Source organism: Shewanella sp. SG41-3, assembly GCF_014164545.1.
In the GTDB taxonomy this organism is placed as follows: Bacteria; Pseudomonadota; Gammaproteobacteria; order Enterobacterales; family Shewanellaceae; genus Shewanella; species Shewanella vesiculosa.
In genome coordinates this window covers 431,022-447,083 of record NZ_JACJFJ010000001.1, presented here as the reverse complement: position 1 = coordinate 447,083, position 16,062 = coordinate 431,022, and the positions used below count along the sequence as shown (strand labels likewise).

12 protein-coding genes are annotated in these 16,062 nt (G+C 42.5%); 6 read left to right on the top strand and 6 right to left on the bottom strand.

Translation table 11 applies throughout. The annotated features are described in order from the left end of the window. Positions 1–37: 37 nt before the first annotated feature. The 3 genes from thiI to pomA all read right to left on the bottom strand — a co-directional run bounded on the left by thiI (position 38) and on the right by pomA (position 3,506). Complete coding sequence (gene thiI / locus H5164_RS01960; protein ID WP_182754554.1) at positions 38–1,492, bottom strand: tRNA uracil 4-sulfurtransferase ThiI; 1,455 nt, start codon at positions 1,490–1,492, stop codon at positions 38–40. 316 nt (positions 1,493–1,808) lie between these two features. Further along, positions 1,809–2,735, bottom strand: a complete 927-nt coding sequence (locus H5164_RS01955) for a flagellar motor protein MotB (RefSeq protein ID WP_182754552.1) — start codon at positions 2,733–2,735, stop codon at positions 1,809–1,811. 3 nt (positions 2,736–2,738) lie between these two features. Further along, a complete protein-coding gene (pomA, locus tag H5164_RS01950) occupies positions 2,739–3,506 on the bottom strand; it encodes a flagellar motor protein PomA (RefSeq protein ID WP_124017953.1) in 768 nt (255 codons plus the stop codon). Between the two features lie 337 nt (positions 3,507–3,843). On the opposite strand from pomA, the gene xseB reads away from it, so the two are divergent. From xseB to dxs, 3 genes are read left to right on the top strand one after another with little or no spacing between them, the layout of a single operon-like run. Next, positions 3,844–4,080 (top strand): exodeoxyribonuclease VII small subunit, encoded by a 237-nt coding sequence (xseB, locus tag H5164_RS01945; protein WP_124017952.1) that lies wholly within the window; start codon positions 3,844–3,846, stop codon positions 4,078–4,080. Between the two features lie 38 nt (positions 4,081–4,118). Then, positions 4,119–5,000, top strand: coding sequence for a (2E,6E)-farnesyl diphosphate synthase (gene ispA, locus H5164_RS01940; protein WP_182698119.1), 882 nt, complete (start codon positions 4,119–4,121; stop codon positions 4,998–5,000). A gap of 22 nt (positions 5,001–5,022) precedes the next feature. Next, a complete protein-coding gene (gene dxs / locus H5164_RS01935; RefSeq protein ID WP_182754784.1) occupies positions 5,023–6,888 on the top strand; it encodes a 1-deoxy-D-xylulose-5-phosphate synthase in 1,866 nt (621 codons plus the stop codon). A gap of 125 nt (positions 6,889–7,013) precedes the next feature. Here dxs and grpE read toward each other — a convergent pair whose 3' ends face one another. Then, positions 7,014–7,619: a nucleotide exchange factor GrpE gene (gene grpE / locus H5164_RS01930; protein ID WP_124017950.1), complete on the bottom strand. Its 606-nt coding sequence runs from the start codon at positions 7,617–7,619 to the stop codon at positions 7,014–7,016. A gap of 162 nt (positions 7,620–7,781) precedes the next feature. On the opposite strand from grpE, the gene nadK reads away from it, so the two are divergent. From nadK to H5164_RS01915, 3 genes are all read left to right on the top strand, one after another. Then, entirely contained in the window at positions 7,782–8,660 is an 879-nt protein-coding gene (gene nadK, locus H5164_RS01925; RefSeq protein ID WP_124017949.1) for an NAD(+) kinase, read from the top strand. 330 nt (positions 8,661–8,990) lie between these two features. Next, a complete protein-coding gene (locus tag H5164_RS01920) occupies positions 8,991–10,643 on the top strand; it encodes an L-lactate permease (protein ID WP_182754550.1) in 1,653 nt (550 codons plus the stop codon). A gap of 88 nt (positions 10,644–10,731) precedes the next feature. Beyond that, a complete protein-coding gene (locus tag H5164_RS01915) occupies positions 10,732–13,536 on the top strand; it encodes an FAD-binding and (Fe-S)-binding domain-containing protein (RefSeq protein WP_182754548.1) in 2,805 nt (934 codons plus the stop codon). A 160-nt stretch (positions 13,537–13,696) separates the two neighbouring features. Here H5164_RS01915 and H5164_RS01910 read toward each other — a convergent pair whose 3' ends face one another. Both H5164_RS01910 and H5164_RS01905 read right to left on the bottom strand, forming a co-directional pair. Continuing rightward, the gene (locus H5164_RS01910) at positions 13,697–14,782 is read right to left on the bottom strand and encodes a GTP-binding protein (RefSeq protein WP_182754546.1); all 1,086 of its coding nucleotides are present in this window, start codon (positions 14,780–14,782) and stop codon (positions 13,697–13,699) included. Further along, positions 14,779–16,050: a DEAD/DEAH box helicase gene (locus tag H5164_RS01905; RefSeq protein ID WP_124017945.1), complete on the bottom strand. Its 1,272-nt coding sequence runs from the start codon at positions 16,048–16,050 to the stop codon at positions 14,779–14,781. The genes H5164_RS01910 and H5164_RS01905 overlap by 4 nt, the downstream gene beginning before the upstream one ends. Between the last annotated feature and the right edge of the window lie 12 nt (positions 16,051–16,062).

Here is a 16,062-nt window from a genome sequence, read left to right as displayed (position 1 = left end):
TAAAAGCGGCCAACACACGCGCAAACCGCTCCTGTGGTTAAGGGCGATACACTTTAACGTTCGTATAGCCTTGCTCAACAAGGTATAAAGCCTGCAGTTTACTCATAACCCCACGGTCACAATACAATAAATACGTTTTAGACTTATCTAAGTCAGCAAATTGTGTCGCTAATTTAAAGAATGGAATCGCTTTAATCATCACATTATCGATCAATAATGGGCTTCGCTCTTCTTCTTCTGGAGCGCGAACATCAATGATGATCTCATCTGATGCCACATTGTTAACCGTTTCGGTCTCGGTAACTTGTTGATTCATTTCAGCCTCTATATCACGAATATCCATCACGACAGCAGATGCAACCACCCGTTCGATTAAGTCTTCGGAGAATTTCTTCTCTTCGGCTTCAACCTTAGACAATATCGCTTTAACCGTAGGCTTTTGTGAAATAACCCCACAATACTCAGGAATCGACTTCGCAAAATCTTCAGTGCCAATAATACGGCTCTGATTAATAATATCTTGTTTATCCATTGTGATCAGCGGGCGTAAAATCAGTAACTCAGTACTCCGATCAATCACATTTAAGTTAGTCAGTGTTTGGCTAGAAACTTGTCCTAAGCTTTCTCCGGTAACTAAGGCTTGAATACCAAATTTGTCAGCGATTCGAGTAGCTGCTCGCATCATTACACGCTTAAGTACTACGCCCATTTGACCATTATCAATGCGCTCAAGAATCTCTTCAACAACAGGCTCAAATGGCACAGAGATAAAACGTACTTTATGCGACTCACCATATTTTTTCCATAAATGATAAGCCACCTGCTTAACACCTATCTCGTGCTGAGCGCCACCTAGATTAAAGAAACAATAATGGGTACGCGCACCTTTCTTAATAAACTGAAAACTTGATACACCAGAATCGAACCCCCCCGAAATAAGCGACAACACATCTTCTTGGGTTGCCATTGGGAAACCACCCAAACCTTCTATACGGCGCTCGACCATGTAAAGCTTATCTTGATCGATTTCAAGATTAACAGTCACATCTGGATTTTTAAGTTTTACCCCTAGTGCATCCGTATGCTGATTTAATCCGCCACCCACATATCGCTCAACATCGATTGAATTAAAATCATGTTTACCAGAACGTTTTACGCGAACACAAAATGTTTTACCGGCAATTTCGTCACGGTATATTGGTAATGTTTGTTGGTAAATATGATCAATAGAATCAAAGCTGTATTCACTGACCTGTACGATATGAGCAATACCTGGAATGCAAGATAATCGGTCTGCAAATGCATCACACAATTCCGGTTTATCAATTGGCACCTTGACTACAATACGATCGTATTGACGCAGAACTTTGGCACCTTCATCGACGTTTTTTAGTACATTACGGATATTGGTTTCGAGCATCTTAGTAAAGCGCACTCTTACAGACTTGCTCTTCATCATGATTTCAGGGTACAGCTTTACAATAAACTTCATCAGGGTTCCACAGGTATCACCATCAAATAGCACCACACTCGGTTTTGCTAAGTAAAAAGGACAGTAATGCCTTGATAATAAATTAAAAAACAACACAGATCTATTTGCTAGATGTGTAGATAATCCAGTAAATAGCATAACTTATGCAATAATCTGCCAATTATACCAAATGATGTCTATTAACCAAACATATTCACTTTTTTATCTGTTTTTTGTAAATGAAACGGCTGTTAAAGCACATTTTTGACACAAAAAAGCGCAATCTATTTAACCTTCATAGACTGCGCTAATAATGATGTAAACTGATGAGTTGTTACTATTGCGAGACTACAATTTCATTCGACTCTTTAGGCTTACCTTGCTCGATAGAAATTTCAACGCGACGATTTCTTGCTCTATTCTCATTAGAATCATTAGCCACTAATGGCCGATTAGATGCCTCTCCAACCACTTTCATTCGTGTCTCATCAAAGCCGGGGACTTTTCTTAACTCATGAGCTACGGAAACAGCACGTTGACTTGATAGCTCCCAGTTTGAACTGTACAGCTCATTACTAATGTCGGCCCCGTCAGTGTGACCGGATACCGTAATCACGCCGGGAACATCTTTTAATAATTCACCAATCGATCGCACTATGGGTTTGAACTTAGGTTGTAAAAAGCCAGAACCAGATGCAAACGAGCCTTTTTCACGAATACGGATAATAATTTGCTGACCTAAAGACTCAATTTCAATCGCACCATCAACGATTTCTTCATTAAGCTTTTCAGCCATTTTCTTAACTTGCTCGTTAATATTTTCTTGTGAAGATGAAGCATCTTTTTTAACCGCTTCAGCTTCTTGCTGCGCTGTTGCTGCGGCATTACCGCCACGCTGTTCACCGCTTTGTTTTTGGGTTCCGCCAGCATTGTCATCTTCGCCGGCCTGATATTCTATGGTCGGTTGAGTCATTTCATTAGTCTGTTGATTAATGATCTCAATAGGCGTGGGATCGGGTCGACCAGGGCGAAATTCCAATGCAATAACAGAGGTGCCTTTGGGGATATCTTTTACTTCAACTTTGTTTTGTACCCCAAATGCATACTTCATTGAACCGGCAATTTGCTTAAATTTCATCACGTCCATTTCAGAGAACGCTAATAACAACACGAAGAAGCACATAAGCAATGACATTAAGTCTGCAAAGGTGGCAAGCCACATGGGGGCGCCTGCTGGTGGACAATCACACTTGGCCTTAGCCATGAGTTACTCTCCGTCCGTTGTATCAATTTTTCTTAATTTTTCAGCCAAATAATTCTTCAGGAAGCCTTCGATCACCCGTGGATTTTGTCCATCTTGAATAGCTAATACCGCATCCATAATAAGATTACGATTAAGCAATTCTTCGTTCATACGTAATGATAATTTATCCGCCATTGGGATAGCGATCATGTTGGCGATCACTGCGCCATAAAGTGTCGTTAGCAAAGCGACCGCCATTGATGGCCCAATGGATTTAGGATCATCCATGTTAGATAACATCGCCACCAAGCCGACAAGTGTACCAATCATTCCCATTGCAGGGGCTACATCACCCATAGCTTTAAAAATGCCAATACCGGTTTTATGCCGCTCTTCTGTCAAGGTAATGTCTTTTTCTAGCGCATTACGCACGACATCGCCATCATGGCCATCAACCAACATATCGACAGCTTTCTGCATAAAGCTGTTAGTTATAACCGCCTCTTCTAATGCTAAGAAGCCCCCTTTACGGGCTGCATCAGCCATGGTGACAGCTTGTTCGATTAAATCTTCAGGTTTGTCTAATTTGAACATGAAGGCTTTCATGCCAATCTTTATCGAACCTAAAAATTGTTTTAGGTTAAATTTCATCATCACAACAAATAATGAGCCAGCAACAACAATCAAAATTGACGGTACATCGATAAATAATCCGATACCACCACTAGTCACCATCGCACCAATAATAAATGCAAAAGCACCAATAATACCTATTAGGGTAGCTAAATCCACAACCTCTCCTCAATCGCAGTCATTGCGCTGCCTATTTGTGCCGCTTTATCGTGCTGTGAGCACATACTGTATAACCTGAACAACGGGGCATATTGTTGCTTAACTATATTGCCCATCGTTATGTATTACAGCAACAGTTTCAATACTATTTTATGCTATCAATTTTAAATTATGACTTGTTATCGGACAAACTCGGCTCAAGTTTAGCTTGTTTTTGCACATTCTAAACAAAATTCAATAACAAAGCGTGCTGTTGAGCAAATATCCAGCGACTGTATTTGACCGATACGCTGGGCTGATATACCTTGTCACTCGCGTAATGAAAGGAATATTAATTGTGGCAAAAAAACCAGAAAACCTCAGTTTTGAACAATCATTAACTGAACTTGAAACCATTGTTGCTCATTTAGAGCAAGGCGAAGTGTCTCTGGATGACGCGCTTAAACAATTTGAGCGTGGTATTAAGTTAGTCAGACAAAGCCAAGCAAAACTTGAACAAGCACAGCAAAAAGTCTCTATATTACTAAATGAAGATGATGCTGAATTTGTGCCATTCACTGTTGAAAGTGAATAATCGTCACAGAGTGTGTATTAAATAATAGGTCTTGATACGTGTTAGCTGAAGCGATAACAACATACCAAAAGCGCGTTAATGTTACTCTTAACGAGCATTTAACTTTGCTTGATGATGCCGCCCCAGATTTAAAAGCAGCCATGCTGCATGGGGCATTATTAGGCGGTAAACGCATTAGACCATTTTTGGTCTATAGTGTCGGTGATATGCTGGGTGTCAATATCAATGCGCTGGATAAAGCTGCCGCAGCCATTGAATGTATTCATGCATATTCTTTAATACATGATGACTTACCGGCTATGGACAACGACGCACTTCGTCGTGGTCAACCCACGGTACATGTTGCCTTTAATGAAGCCACTGCAATTCTTGCTGGAGACGCACTTCAAACATTAGCGTTTGAAATTATCACCGCTCCGAGCAATGACTTACACCCAAAGCAGCAAATCGCCATGGTGAGAGCACTTGCCAAAGCTTCTGGGTACCAGGGCATGTGTGGTGGACAAGCAATTGATCTTAGTGCTACCGATCACAGTATCAATATAGAAAGATTAACCGAATTACATAATAAAAAAACCGGTGCTTTGATTACTTGTGCCGTAGAGCTCGCGTTGATTGCTGCAGATATACCCGATGAGCACTATCAACTCATGATGAAATACGCTCACACGCTTGGATTAGCTTTTCAAGTTCAGGATGATATTTTAGATATCACCGCAAGCACTGAAGAGCTAGGAAAACCCCAAGGCAGCGATCAGCAATCGAATAAAAGCACTTTTCCGAAACTACTTGGTCTCGATGGTGCCAAAGCCTGTGCAGAACAACTAATACAAGATGCACTATCAGCGCTGACTAAATTACCATACAATAGCCAGTTAATTGCAGACTTCGCCCACTACATTATTGAGCGAAGATTATAATAAAGAGTCAGACAATCTCGCTATGAGCTTCGATATTTCTAAATTCCCAGTACTAGCAAAAGCTAATACACCAGAAGAATTGAGGAAGTTACCTCAAGGTTTACTTCCACAAGTGTCTGATGAACTCAGACAGTTCTTACTTCAGTCTGTTGGTATTTCTAGCGGACATTTCGCTTCTGGCTTAGGCACAGTTGAATTAACTGTGGCACTTCATTACGTCTACGATACCCCATTCGATCGATTAATTTGGGACGTAGGCCATCAAGCTTATCCACATAAAATACTCACTGATCGTCGCGAACAGATGCACACTATTCGCCAAAAAAATGGCTTACATCCTTTCCCATGGCGTGAAGAAAGCCCATACGATACCTTTAGCGTAGGCCACTCAGGCACTTCTGTGAGTGCAGCATTAGGTATGGCGATCGCTGCTGAAAAAGAAGCTGTGGGTCGTAAAGTGGTTGCCGTCATTGGTGATGGCGCCATGACAGGCGGTATGGTGTTTGAAGCACTTAATCATGCGGGCGACTTGCACAATGACATGCTGGTGGTACTTAATGACAACGAAATGTCGATTTCTGAAAACGTTGGTGCACTGAATAACCACTTAGCACAACTGATGTCAGGACGCTTTTATACCACCATTAGAGAGAACAGTAAAAAGGTCCTTAAAGGGATGCCAGTCATTAAAGAAATGGCTAAGCGTACTGAAGAACACCTTAAAGGCATGGTTGTGCCTGCAACGCTATTTGAAGAACTAGGGTTTAATTATATTGGCCCTATAGATGGTCACGATGTCGATTCGCTCGTTGAAACCATGCGTAATATGCGTAACCTCAAAGGTCCACAGATACTGCATATCATGACTAAAAAAGGTCGTGGTTATGAACCTGCTGAAAAAGATCCTATCGGCTGGCACGCAGTGCCTAAATTTGATCCAAGCCTGTTTAAGAAACCGACCACTAAACCTGGTTTACCTACGTTTTCACAAGTGTTTGGTAAATGGTTATGCGACATGGCTGCCACAGACGAGAAGTTAGTGGCTATCACTCCTGCTATGCGCGAAGGTTCTGGCATGGTTGAGTTTTCACAACGCTTCCCAAGCCAATATTTTGATGCTGCGATTGCCGAGCAACATGCGGTCACCTTATCCGCAGGATTTGCCTGTGCAGGACTAAAGCCTGTGGTCGCCATATATTCGACCTTCCTGCAGCGCGGATACGATCAACTTATTCACGACGTAGCTTTGCAACGTTTACCGGTATTATTTGCTATTGATCGCGGCGGTATTGTGGGAGCCGATGGCCCTACCCATCAAGGTGCATTCGATTTAAGCTTTATGCGCTGTATTCCGAATATGATCATTATGGCGCCATCAGATGAAAATGAATGTCGCCAAATGCTCTATACCGGGTATTGTTACCAAGATGGTCCAACGGCGGTGCGTTATCCACGCGGTTTTGCCACAGGTGCTGAACAAGTAGAGAGTATGATGGCATTGCCTATCGGTAAAGGGGTATTAACCCGCCAAGGTCAAAAAATTGCGATTGTTAACTTTGGTACCACACTTGAAGCAGCGACTGATGCGGCTGAAAAGCTGGATGCCACGGTTGCTGATATGCGCTTTGTTAAACCACTGGATCTAAGCTTGCTTGAACAACTCGCCAACAGCCATGATGTTATTGTGACGGTAGAAGAAAATGCGATTATGGGTGGTGCAGGCTCAGGAGTGATTGAAGCATTACATAAAATGCGGATTGTGAAACCCGTGTTACAAATTGGCTTACCTGATGAGTTTATTGAGCACGGTGCGCCAGATGAGATAATCGCAGATCTGCAACTCGATGCAGCAGGTATTTTAGCCCAAATCCAAGCCTTTATGGCCTAAGGTTTAACGGCGGTTAAGTGTGCTATGAGCATGACTCGCTGATGATGCTAATAAAAAAGGACTGAAAATTCAGTCCTTTTTTGTGTCTATTGATTCAGTCTTTCGACCTTGTATCAGCTTAAACGTTAAGCTTCAACATCCACACTTGCACCGCCTTGAGATACCATTACCATAGCAGGTCGCAATAAACGGTCGTTCAGTAAATACCCTTTCTGCATGACCATCATCACAGTGTTAGCTGGAAACTCAGCACTAGGCTGCATACCGATAGCTTGATGATGTTCTGGGTTAAATGCTTGACCCTGAGGATTAACTTGGGTTACGCCGAACTTAGCCACTGACGTTAAAAAGCCTTTCATTGTCAGGTCAACACCTTCATAAATCGCCTTGGTGGCTTCATCTTCAGGATTGGTTCCCTGTAAGGCACGTTCCATATTATCGATGACAGGTAACAGTTCGTTAGCAAACTTCTCTAAGGCAAACTTACGCGCTTGCTCGACATCTTTTGCCGCGCGAGTACGGATGTTCTGTGTTTCTGCTGCTGCACGCATTTCAACATCTTTACGCTCAGCTAACGCAGCTTCAGATTCAGCCAGTAGTTGCTCTAATTCTTCAATACGAAAATTTGCTTGGGTTAATTCATCCATCAAACTAACTTCATCAGCCGCGACTTCAGAAGTAATTTGATCTTCTACTTGATCTTGCGATGTATTGTTCGATTCGTTGCTCATGTTCGCTCCAGCTCATAAATGCGTTATTTCGTATTCTACGACAATAAATAAAGTGGCCATTTGCTGAAAATTAACAGCAAATCTCACACTTCTAATAAGTTTGAGTATATTATGGGGATCAATTCTTATGTTTCAAGGCCTAAAGGCATAACAAACGCGAATATGACTAAATTGTTCCAGACTATCGGACTCATCGGCAAACCACATCATCAAGGGACTAACCTAACGTTAACCCGATTGCATCATTGGTTGAGCATGCAGGGCTTTAAAGTTATCGTTGAAGGACGAGTATCTTCAGAGCTGGGACCTGATGTTTGTTCAATGGACCTGCTTGAAATGGGTGAGCATTGTGATCTAGCTATCGTCGTTGGCGGTGATGGCAATATGCTGGGTGCCGCAAGGGTATTAGCACGTTTCAACGTGGCAGTTATTGGGGTAAACCGAGGTAATTTAGGCTTTTTAACCGATTTGCCACCTGATAATTTCGAAGAAGCTTTATCCAAAGTACTTGGCGGCGAATTTGAAACCGAAAACCGTTTTTTACTCGAGGCCGAAGTTCATCGCCACGGAAAAATAACCGCAAGTAATACCGCGGTGAACGAAGCAGTGCTCCATCCGGGCAAAATTGCTCATATGATCCAGTTTGAAGTGTATATTGACGACCAATTTATGTATAGCCAACGCGCAGATGGCATGATTGTCTCGACACCAACTGGTTCTACGGCATATTCATTATCAGCAGGTGGGTCAATTTTAACCCCTAATCTACAAGCCCTGATTTTAGTGCCTATGTTCCCGCACACCTTGTCTTGCCGCCCTATAGTCGTCGATGCATGCAGCACGATTAAATTAGTCGTGTCACCTGATAACGGTGAAAACCTTGAGGTCAGTTGTGATGGCCACGTCCATTTAGCGGTATTACCTGGTGATGAAATCTTAATTCGCCGTTCAAATGAACGCCTAAGACTTATTCATCCCAAAGGACATAATTATTTTCACGTATTGCGTAATAAATTAGGCTGGGGCAGTAAACTTTTCTAACAGTTTGATCTAAGTCACAGCCAACCTCCCTTTCCAGTGAGCTTCTTCACATTACCAAATACTAATTAATTATATTGTAAAGCCAATCGAAAACTCGTTTGGTTTACTCTATATGACCTGTTGCATCCTTAAAAAGCGTGATCTCAAACACGCACTTAATAACCTCATACTGACTCGCCTCACAGTTCTGTCGACGATTACACTTTCTCGTGTATTAGATGATCTCGATCAACATCCTTAACACTTAAATAACGTCTATTACGCCCTAGTTAGCCAAATGCTAACAAATAATAACAACTCAATACCCACTTATAGTGATTCGAGGTATGCATGACAATATTACAGATACTAGCAAGCTTAACCCCCATTATTAGCGTAATGGTATTTTTGGTGCTTATGCGCTTACCAGCGTCCAAAGCAATGCCCATATCAATGGTTGCTACAGGCCTTGTAGCAATGTTTATATGGCAAATGGATACACAACTTCTTGCCGCTTCGGTTGTTGAAGGTCTTCTTGCTGCACTAACACCGCTAACCATTATTTTTGGCGCGGTGTTTTTATTAAATACCCTTAAATATTCTGGCGCCATGGACACTATTCGTTCAGGCTTTACTAACATTAGTGCCGATGCACGTGTTCAGGTCATTATTATTTCCTGGTTGTTTGGTTCGTTTATTGAAGGTTCAGCTGGCTTTGGCACACCTGCAGCAATCGGTGCACCGCTGCTAGTGTTACTCGGTATTCCCCCTATTGCAGCAGCAGTAGTCGCCTTGATTGCGGATTCAACATCGGTATCATTTGGTGCAATTGGCTTACCAGTTCTATTTGGGATGGAACAAGGTCTAACTGAAGGCGGCGTTAACATGGCAGCAGCGCAAATTGCTGAACATGGTGGCACTTTTGCAGGTTACGCACAGTTTATCGCTAAACATATGATCACCATTGACTTATTTACGGGTACATTAATTCCGTTAGTGATGGTGTGTGTGTTAACTGGCTTTTTTGGTCGTAACAAATCAATCAAAGAAGGCTTACAAGTTTGGAAATTCGCCATATTTGCAGGTTTTGCCTTTACGATACCAGCATGGTTAATTAACTATTTTGCAGGCCCTGAATTCCCATCCGTTATTGGTGCTCTTGTGGGCATGGCATTAGTTATCCCTGTCGCTAGAAAAGGCTGGTTACTGCCGGCAAAACCTTGGTGTGACTTTAGCGAAAACGATCATAAATCAGATGAAGAAATAGCCCTAAACCAAACACCGGTTAAATTTTCACAAATTGCCGCTTGGTCTCCATACATCATTATGGCCGCGTTACTAGTCTTATCTCGCGTGGTTGTTCCATTTAAAACCTGGCTACTCGGCTTTAATATCAGTTGGACGGGTTTATTAGGTACCGAGCTTAAAGCAGGTTTTGCAACCTTGTATGCGCCTGGTATTTTCTTTGTCGTCGTCTGTTTATTCGGTTTTATGTTATTTAAAATGAAACCTGCCACGATGAAGCAATCAATTACCGTATCGTGCAAATCGATGTTGCCTACTATTATTTCACTCGGTGCATCTGTACCTATGGTGAAAATATTTCTTAACTCAGGTGAAAATGGTGCTGGTCTGGCTTCAATGCCTGTGGCCTTAGCAGACTTATTGGCGAATAGCATGGGCTCAGTATGGGCTTGGGTTTCGCCTATCGTCGGTATTTTTGGTGCCTTTTTGTCTGGTTCTGCAACCTTCTCCAACATGATGTTTTCAGGCCTACAGTATTCTGTTGCCGACAATATTGGTATGAATCACGCCATCGCACTCGCACTTCAAGGTATTGGGGCAAATGCGGGTAACATGATGTGTGTCATGAACGTTGTTGCTGCTGCAACAGTTGTGGGTATGGCTGGACGTGAATCTGAAATTATTCGTAAAACAATGCCTATCGCAATTGGATATGCCTTAGTCGCAGGTACCATTGCCGTTCTCTGGGGTGGATTTTAATTCACTGTAAAGTGGCTTCTATTCTAACGATAACAATACAGCAGGCACACTATTCCTGCTGTATATTCAAATATTAAGAGAGCATATTATGACGATTAATTATCAAGTAGTGATGGACACGTTAACGTCACAACTGGGAAGCCAGGCCGTATCTAACGATCCAGTGCGTCGTTTTGCTTGGTCTACAGATGCCAGTTATTTTCGGATTGTGCCTGAAATTGTGGTACATGCTGATACTCCAGAACAAGTTAAAATAACCCTCAATATTGCCAATGCACATAATGTCCCAGTGACCTTCCGCGCTGCGGGCACCAGTTTGTCTGGCCAGGCTATTGGTGAAGGCATTTTACTTATTTTGGGTCATGATGGTTTTAGAAACATAGACATTAGTGAAGATAAAACATCGATCACTCTAGGTGCTGCAGTCATTGGTTCTGATGCCAACATGGCATTAAAACCCTTCAATAAAAAAATTGGCCCAGATCCAGCAACATTAGCCTCGGCTCAAATTGCGGGTATGGTAGCAAACAACGCATCTGGTATGTGTTGTGGTACGGCTCAAAACAGTTATCAAACAATTAAGTCTGCTAAGTTAATGTTCGCCGATGGGACTGAACTCGATACGGGTTGTCCAGATTCTAAAGCGGCATTTAGTCAATCGCATTCAATGTTACTTGCAGCATTAACCGATTTAGCACAACTAACACAGAATAATCCAACCTTATCAGCCAGAATCCGTAAGAAGTTCTCAATTAAAAATACCACGGGTTACAGCATTAACGCACTGGTGGATTTTAGTGACCCATTCGATTTAATTAATCACTTAATTGTTGGCTCGGAAGGTACACTCGCGTTTGTCAATGAAGTGACTTATCACACAGTTGAAGAAGCGCAATTTAAGGCTTCTGCCATGGCAGTATTTTTTAATATGGAAGATGCCGCCAGAGCGGTTCCCCCTATTAAAGGCGATAGTGTTGCCGCAGCAGAATTGCTTGACTGGGCCTCAATTAAGTCGGTTACCGGTAAAACCGGTATGCCGAAGTGGTTAAGTGATTTACCTGAAGGTTCGGCTATTTTATTGATTGAGTGTCGCGCTAATGATCCACAAACATTAGTGAAATACACTGAAGATGTTATTCAAAAAATTGCCCATATTGACACCGAACGCCCAACAGAATTTAGTAATGATCCAGTGGTATTTGGCCAGTATTGGGCAATGCGCTCAGGTTTATTCCCTATTATTGGCGGTGCAAGGCCAAAAGGTACATCCGTCATTATTGAAGATGTAGCATTCGAATTACAGCATTTAGCCAGTGCAGCGTCAGACTTAACCGCCTTGTTCCATAAGCACGGTTACCCTGAAGGGGTAATTTATGGTCATGCCTTAGCCGGTAACTTCCACTTTATTATCACGCCTACATTTGCCTCACAAGATGACATCAATCGCTTCCAAGGCTTTATGAAAGATGTCGCTGACATGGTCATCAATAAGTACGACGGTTCGATGAAAGCAGAACACGGTACCGGTCGCGCTGTAGCCCCGTTTGTTGAAATGGAATGGGGTACTGACGCTTACACGTTAATGAAGCAAATTAAACAAATATTCGACCCAAGTAAACTGTTAAATCCAGGAGTTATCCTTAACGATGATAGCTTGGTACATGTTAAAAACATCAAACCTTGCCCTATTGTTGATGATTTCGTCGACAAATGTATTGAGTGTGGTTTTTGCGAGAAAACATGTCCGACTTCGGCACTCAACTTCTCTCCACGACAACGTATTGCGGTACTACGTGAAATTGAACGTTTAGAGCAATCTGGTGATAAAAAAGCCGCAGCCGAAATGCGTGCCAGTGCTAAATATGATGTTGTTGATACGTGTGCAGCATGTCAGTTATGTACTATTGCCTGCCCAGTTGATAACAGTATGGGTCAGTTAGTACGTAAACTGCGTACCCCCTACATCACTACCACAGAGCAAAAAGTACTCGACTTCCAAGCCAAACATTTTGGCGCAGTAAACCAAGTGATCAGTACAGGTTTCGATATTTTAGGCATTGTGCACAAAATAACCGGCGATAGCATTACTAACTCCTTGATGAAAGCAGGACGCTTGATTTCCAAAGAAGTGCCATATTGGAACCCTGACTTCCCTAAAGGCGGTAAAGTTACAAAACCATCGGCTCACAAACCAGGTCAGAAAACAGTTTTATACTTCCCAGCATGCGGTGGCAGAACCTTTGGTCCAACACCAAAAGATCCTGATAACCGCACCTTACCTGAAGTCGTTATCACTTTGCTCGAACGGGCTGGTTACAATGTGATCATCCCAGAAAACACCCGCCATTTATGTTGCGGTCAGATGTGGGAATCAAAAGGTGATTTTAAAAACGCCGATGCTAAGCGTGATGAACTAATTGATGCACTGAGCAAACAGTCTGATAATGGCAAGGTGCCTATTATTGTTGATGCCTTGTCTTGTACTTATCGTACCCTAACCGGTAATCCTAAGGTCAAAATAACCGATTTAGTCGAGTTTATGCACGACGAGATGCTACCTAAGATGACCATAACCAAGAAATCGAATGTCACTTTACACCAAGGCTGTAGTGCCCGTAAGATGAAATTAGAACCTAAACAACAGGCAATTGCTGATGCGTGTGCTAACCACGTCGTGTTACCAGCAGACATTACTTGTTGTGGTTATGCTGGTGAGAAAGGGCTTTATAAGCCTGAAATTAATGCCAGCGCATTGCGTAACATTAAAAAGCTTATTCCTGCTGAAACTAAAGAAGGTTACTACGCCAACAGAATGTGTGAGGTAGGCTTAACCCAACATAGTGGTATTTCATACCGCCATTTAGCGTATTTACTAGAAGAATGTACCCGTTAAATTAACTGGCCATCAGAGTAAATAGCGAAAATAATAAGGGCATTGATATTATATCAATGCCCTTAATTTTTGTTACCATACTTAACGCTAATTTTCGAACTCAAGGTTAATTGGCGTCATGAAACGAATTATCCGCCCCAATCAAGTTGTCCTATCAACACTAATTTAATAAACACGCCAGTAATTGTTGCTGCAACTTTTCATGTTCAAGTGGTATATCACTAATAATTTCTACCCTTGAGTCTAGAGTATCATCAAGCTCATTTAGCGCTAACAAGCCATCAACCATATTGACCCCTAATACTCCGTCGCTAGTGATCACTATCGCTTTTAACCTTAACACATTATCTATTTTAACCGTGTCAATCCAGGCCATAAAGCGCTCAAACTGAAAACAATGCACCGCGGAGAATATCCACCCACTGCTGTAGCAGCCCTCACCTTGATTGGTTTTGTGGATAAAACCACTAGCAGAAACCTCTGAGGCATCAATATCACTCAGTGGTGGCTCGCTCGAAAACCAATTATCTGCAAGCGATTTTCGGCCCAATAAGCATTGTGCCGTTGTTGAACAACGATACTTTGTCGGAACATTTAAGTGCGCTAAAATCTGCGGAATCAAGTCAATATCAGTGAAGTGATTAGCGACTGTGATAAGTGGCGTCTGTTGTAAGTGTAACTTGCTGAGGAATTGCTGCAGTTGCAGATGATCGTTTGCCGTGTAATGCTGCGCTTTGTTAGCAAGCAGTACATCTGCCAGCTGTAATTGCTGTGTAAACGTATCATGATTTTGATAGCGTGGATCGCCAACTTTGCGGGCATCCACTAGGCAGATGCTGGTTTGTAGCTTAATAACATGCTGATAATATTCAGATGTTAACAACTTAGCAATTTCGGCTGGATGACCTAACCCTGTGGGTTCTATGAGTAATCGATCCGGTTTTGTTTGTTGGATAAGCTGATTTATCGCCACTTGTGTTGGCAAGCCTGACACGCAACAAAGACAACCACCGGGTACTTCTTTTATCACCACAGCAGGCTGTTTTTTTGATGATTCAGATGCGTGACTGTCACCGACAGTGGCATTTAACAATCCACCATCTATGCCTATTTCGCCAAACTCATTCACCAACACAGCCCACACTTCATCTTTGGGTTTATGCGCTAATAACTGGCTAATGAGCGTGGTTTTACCCACGCCCAGAAAACCGGTAATGATATTGGTATTAATCGGTTTAGTGATCATTTTTTCGCTTTAGAATATTTACCTTTACGAGTCGGCTTAGCATCGGTTTGCGATGGCTTGCCCCGTTTATACTTAAGTACTTTTTTAGGTTTCTCAATCGCCACATCCCGATATCTAGCAGGTAGTGGCGCCCCTTCTTCATATCCTACTGGCACCTGTAACGGTAAAGACTGTCCAATAAGCAGTTCAATTGCGGCAAGTAACTCAAGCTCTTGCGGACTGACCAGCGAAATCGCTTCACCGCCTAATCCCGCACGGCCAGTACGCCCTATACGATGAACATAATCTTCACATTCTTCAGGCAATTCAAAGTTAATCACTCTTGGTAACGCTTGAATATCAAGTCCTCGAGCGGCCAAGTCGGTAGCGATTAACACGCGTAATTGACCTGTTTTAAACTCTTCTAAAGCGCGGTTGCGTGCGCCTTGACTTTTATCACCGTGAAATACCGATGACTTAATACCGTCTAGGCTTAACTCGCGATATAAATGATCGGCGGTTTCTTTGCGGCTGGTAAACACCATCACTTGCTGCCAGTTATGCTTGCCAATCAATTCAGATAACAACTCGGCTTTACGACGGGTGTCGACTTGATACACCTGCTGGACAACATTAGCCGCTGTGGTTTGGGTTTCAACATGAACATATTCAGGATTGTTTAACATTTTAGCTGCTAGGGTTTTAACTTCTTCAGAAAAAGTAGCAGAAAACATCATGGTTTGATGTTGTCTGGCAATTAAGCGCTTCACTTTTTCAATATCTTTCACAAAGCCAAGATCGAGCATACGGTCTGCTTCATCAATCACTAAATGAGTGACAAAAGATAAATCCAATTCATGTTGACCAATAATGTCAAACAAACGCCCTGGGGTAGCGACCAATATGTCGACACCTTGCTCTAATGCTTTGCGCTGAGGATTTATACTCGCGCCGCCATACACAGCTAAGCTAATCAGGTTAATAAATTGGCTGTATTTAACTAAATTTTGTTCAATCTGAATCGCTAACTCACGAGTCGGTGTCATGATTAATGCACGTAAACGATGTGATGATGGTAAATCCGCATCATCTTGGGCCATTAAATGGCTGAGTAACGGTAAAGCAAAAGCGGCTGTTTTTCCGGTACCGGTTTCGGCACTGGCCAACACATCTCGGCCATCTAGCGCTAGTGGGATCACAGCTTGTTGGACAGGAGTAGCAGTTTGATACCCAGATTGATTCACCGCATCTAATAATAGTGGCGATAACCCTAGCGACGTAAATGACATAACAGACTCAGT

Bases quoted from the DNA above. Each gene is read 5' to 3' on its own strand.
- nadK (WP_124017949.1), top strand. From the start codon at position 7,782: ATGACTAAATTGTTCCAGACTATCGGACTCATCGGCAAACCACATCAT.
- dxs (WP_182754784.1), top strand. From the start codon at position 5,023: ATGAGCTTCGATATTTCTAAATTCCCAGTACTAGCAAAAGCTAATACA.
- H5164_RS01955 (WP_182754552.1), bottom strand. From the start codon at position 2,735: ATGGCTAAGGCCAAGTGTGATTGTCCACCAGCAGGCGCCCCCATGTGG.
- grpE (WP_124017950.1), bottom strand. From the start codon at position 7,619: ATGAGCAACGAATCGAACAATACATCGCAAGATCAAGTAGAAGATCAA.
- H5164_RS01920 (WP_182754550.1), top strand. From the start codon at position 8,991: ATGACAATATTACAGATACTAGCAAGCTTAACCCCCATTATTAGCGTA.
- H5164_RS01910 (WP_182754546.1), bottom strand. From the start codon at position 14,782: ATGATCACTAAACCGATTAATACCAATATCATTACCGGTTTTCTGGGC.
- H5164_RS01915 (WP_182754548.1), top strand. From the start codon at position 10,732: ATGACGATTAATTATCAAGTAGTGATGGACACGTTAACGTCACAACTG.
- thiI (WP_182754554.1), bottom strand. From the start codon at position 1,492: ATGAAGTTTATTGTAAAGCTGTACCCTGAAATCATGATGAAGAGCAAG.
- H5164_RS01905 (WP_124017945.1), bottom strand. From the start codon at position 16,050: ATGTCATTTACGTCGCTAGGGTTATCGCCACTATTATTAGATGCGGTG.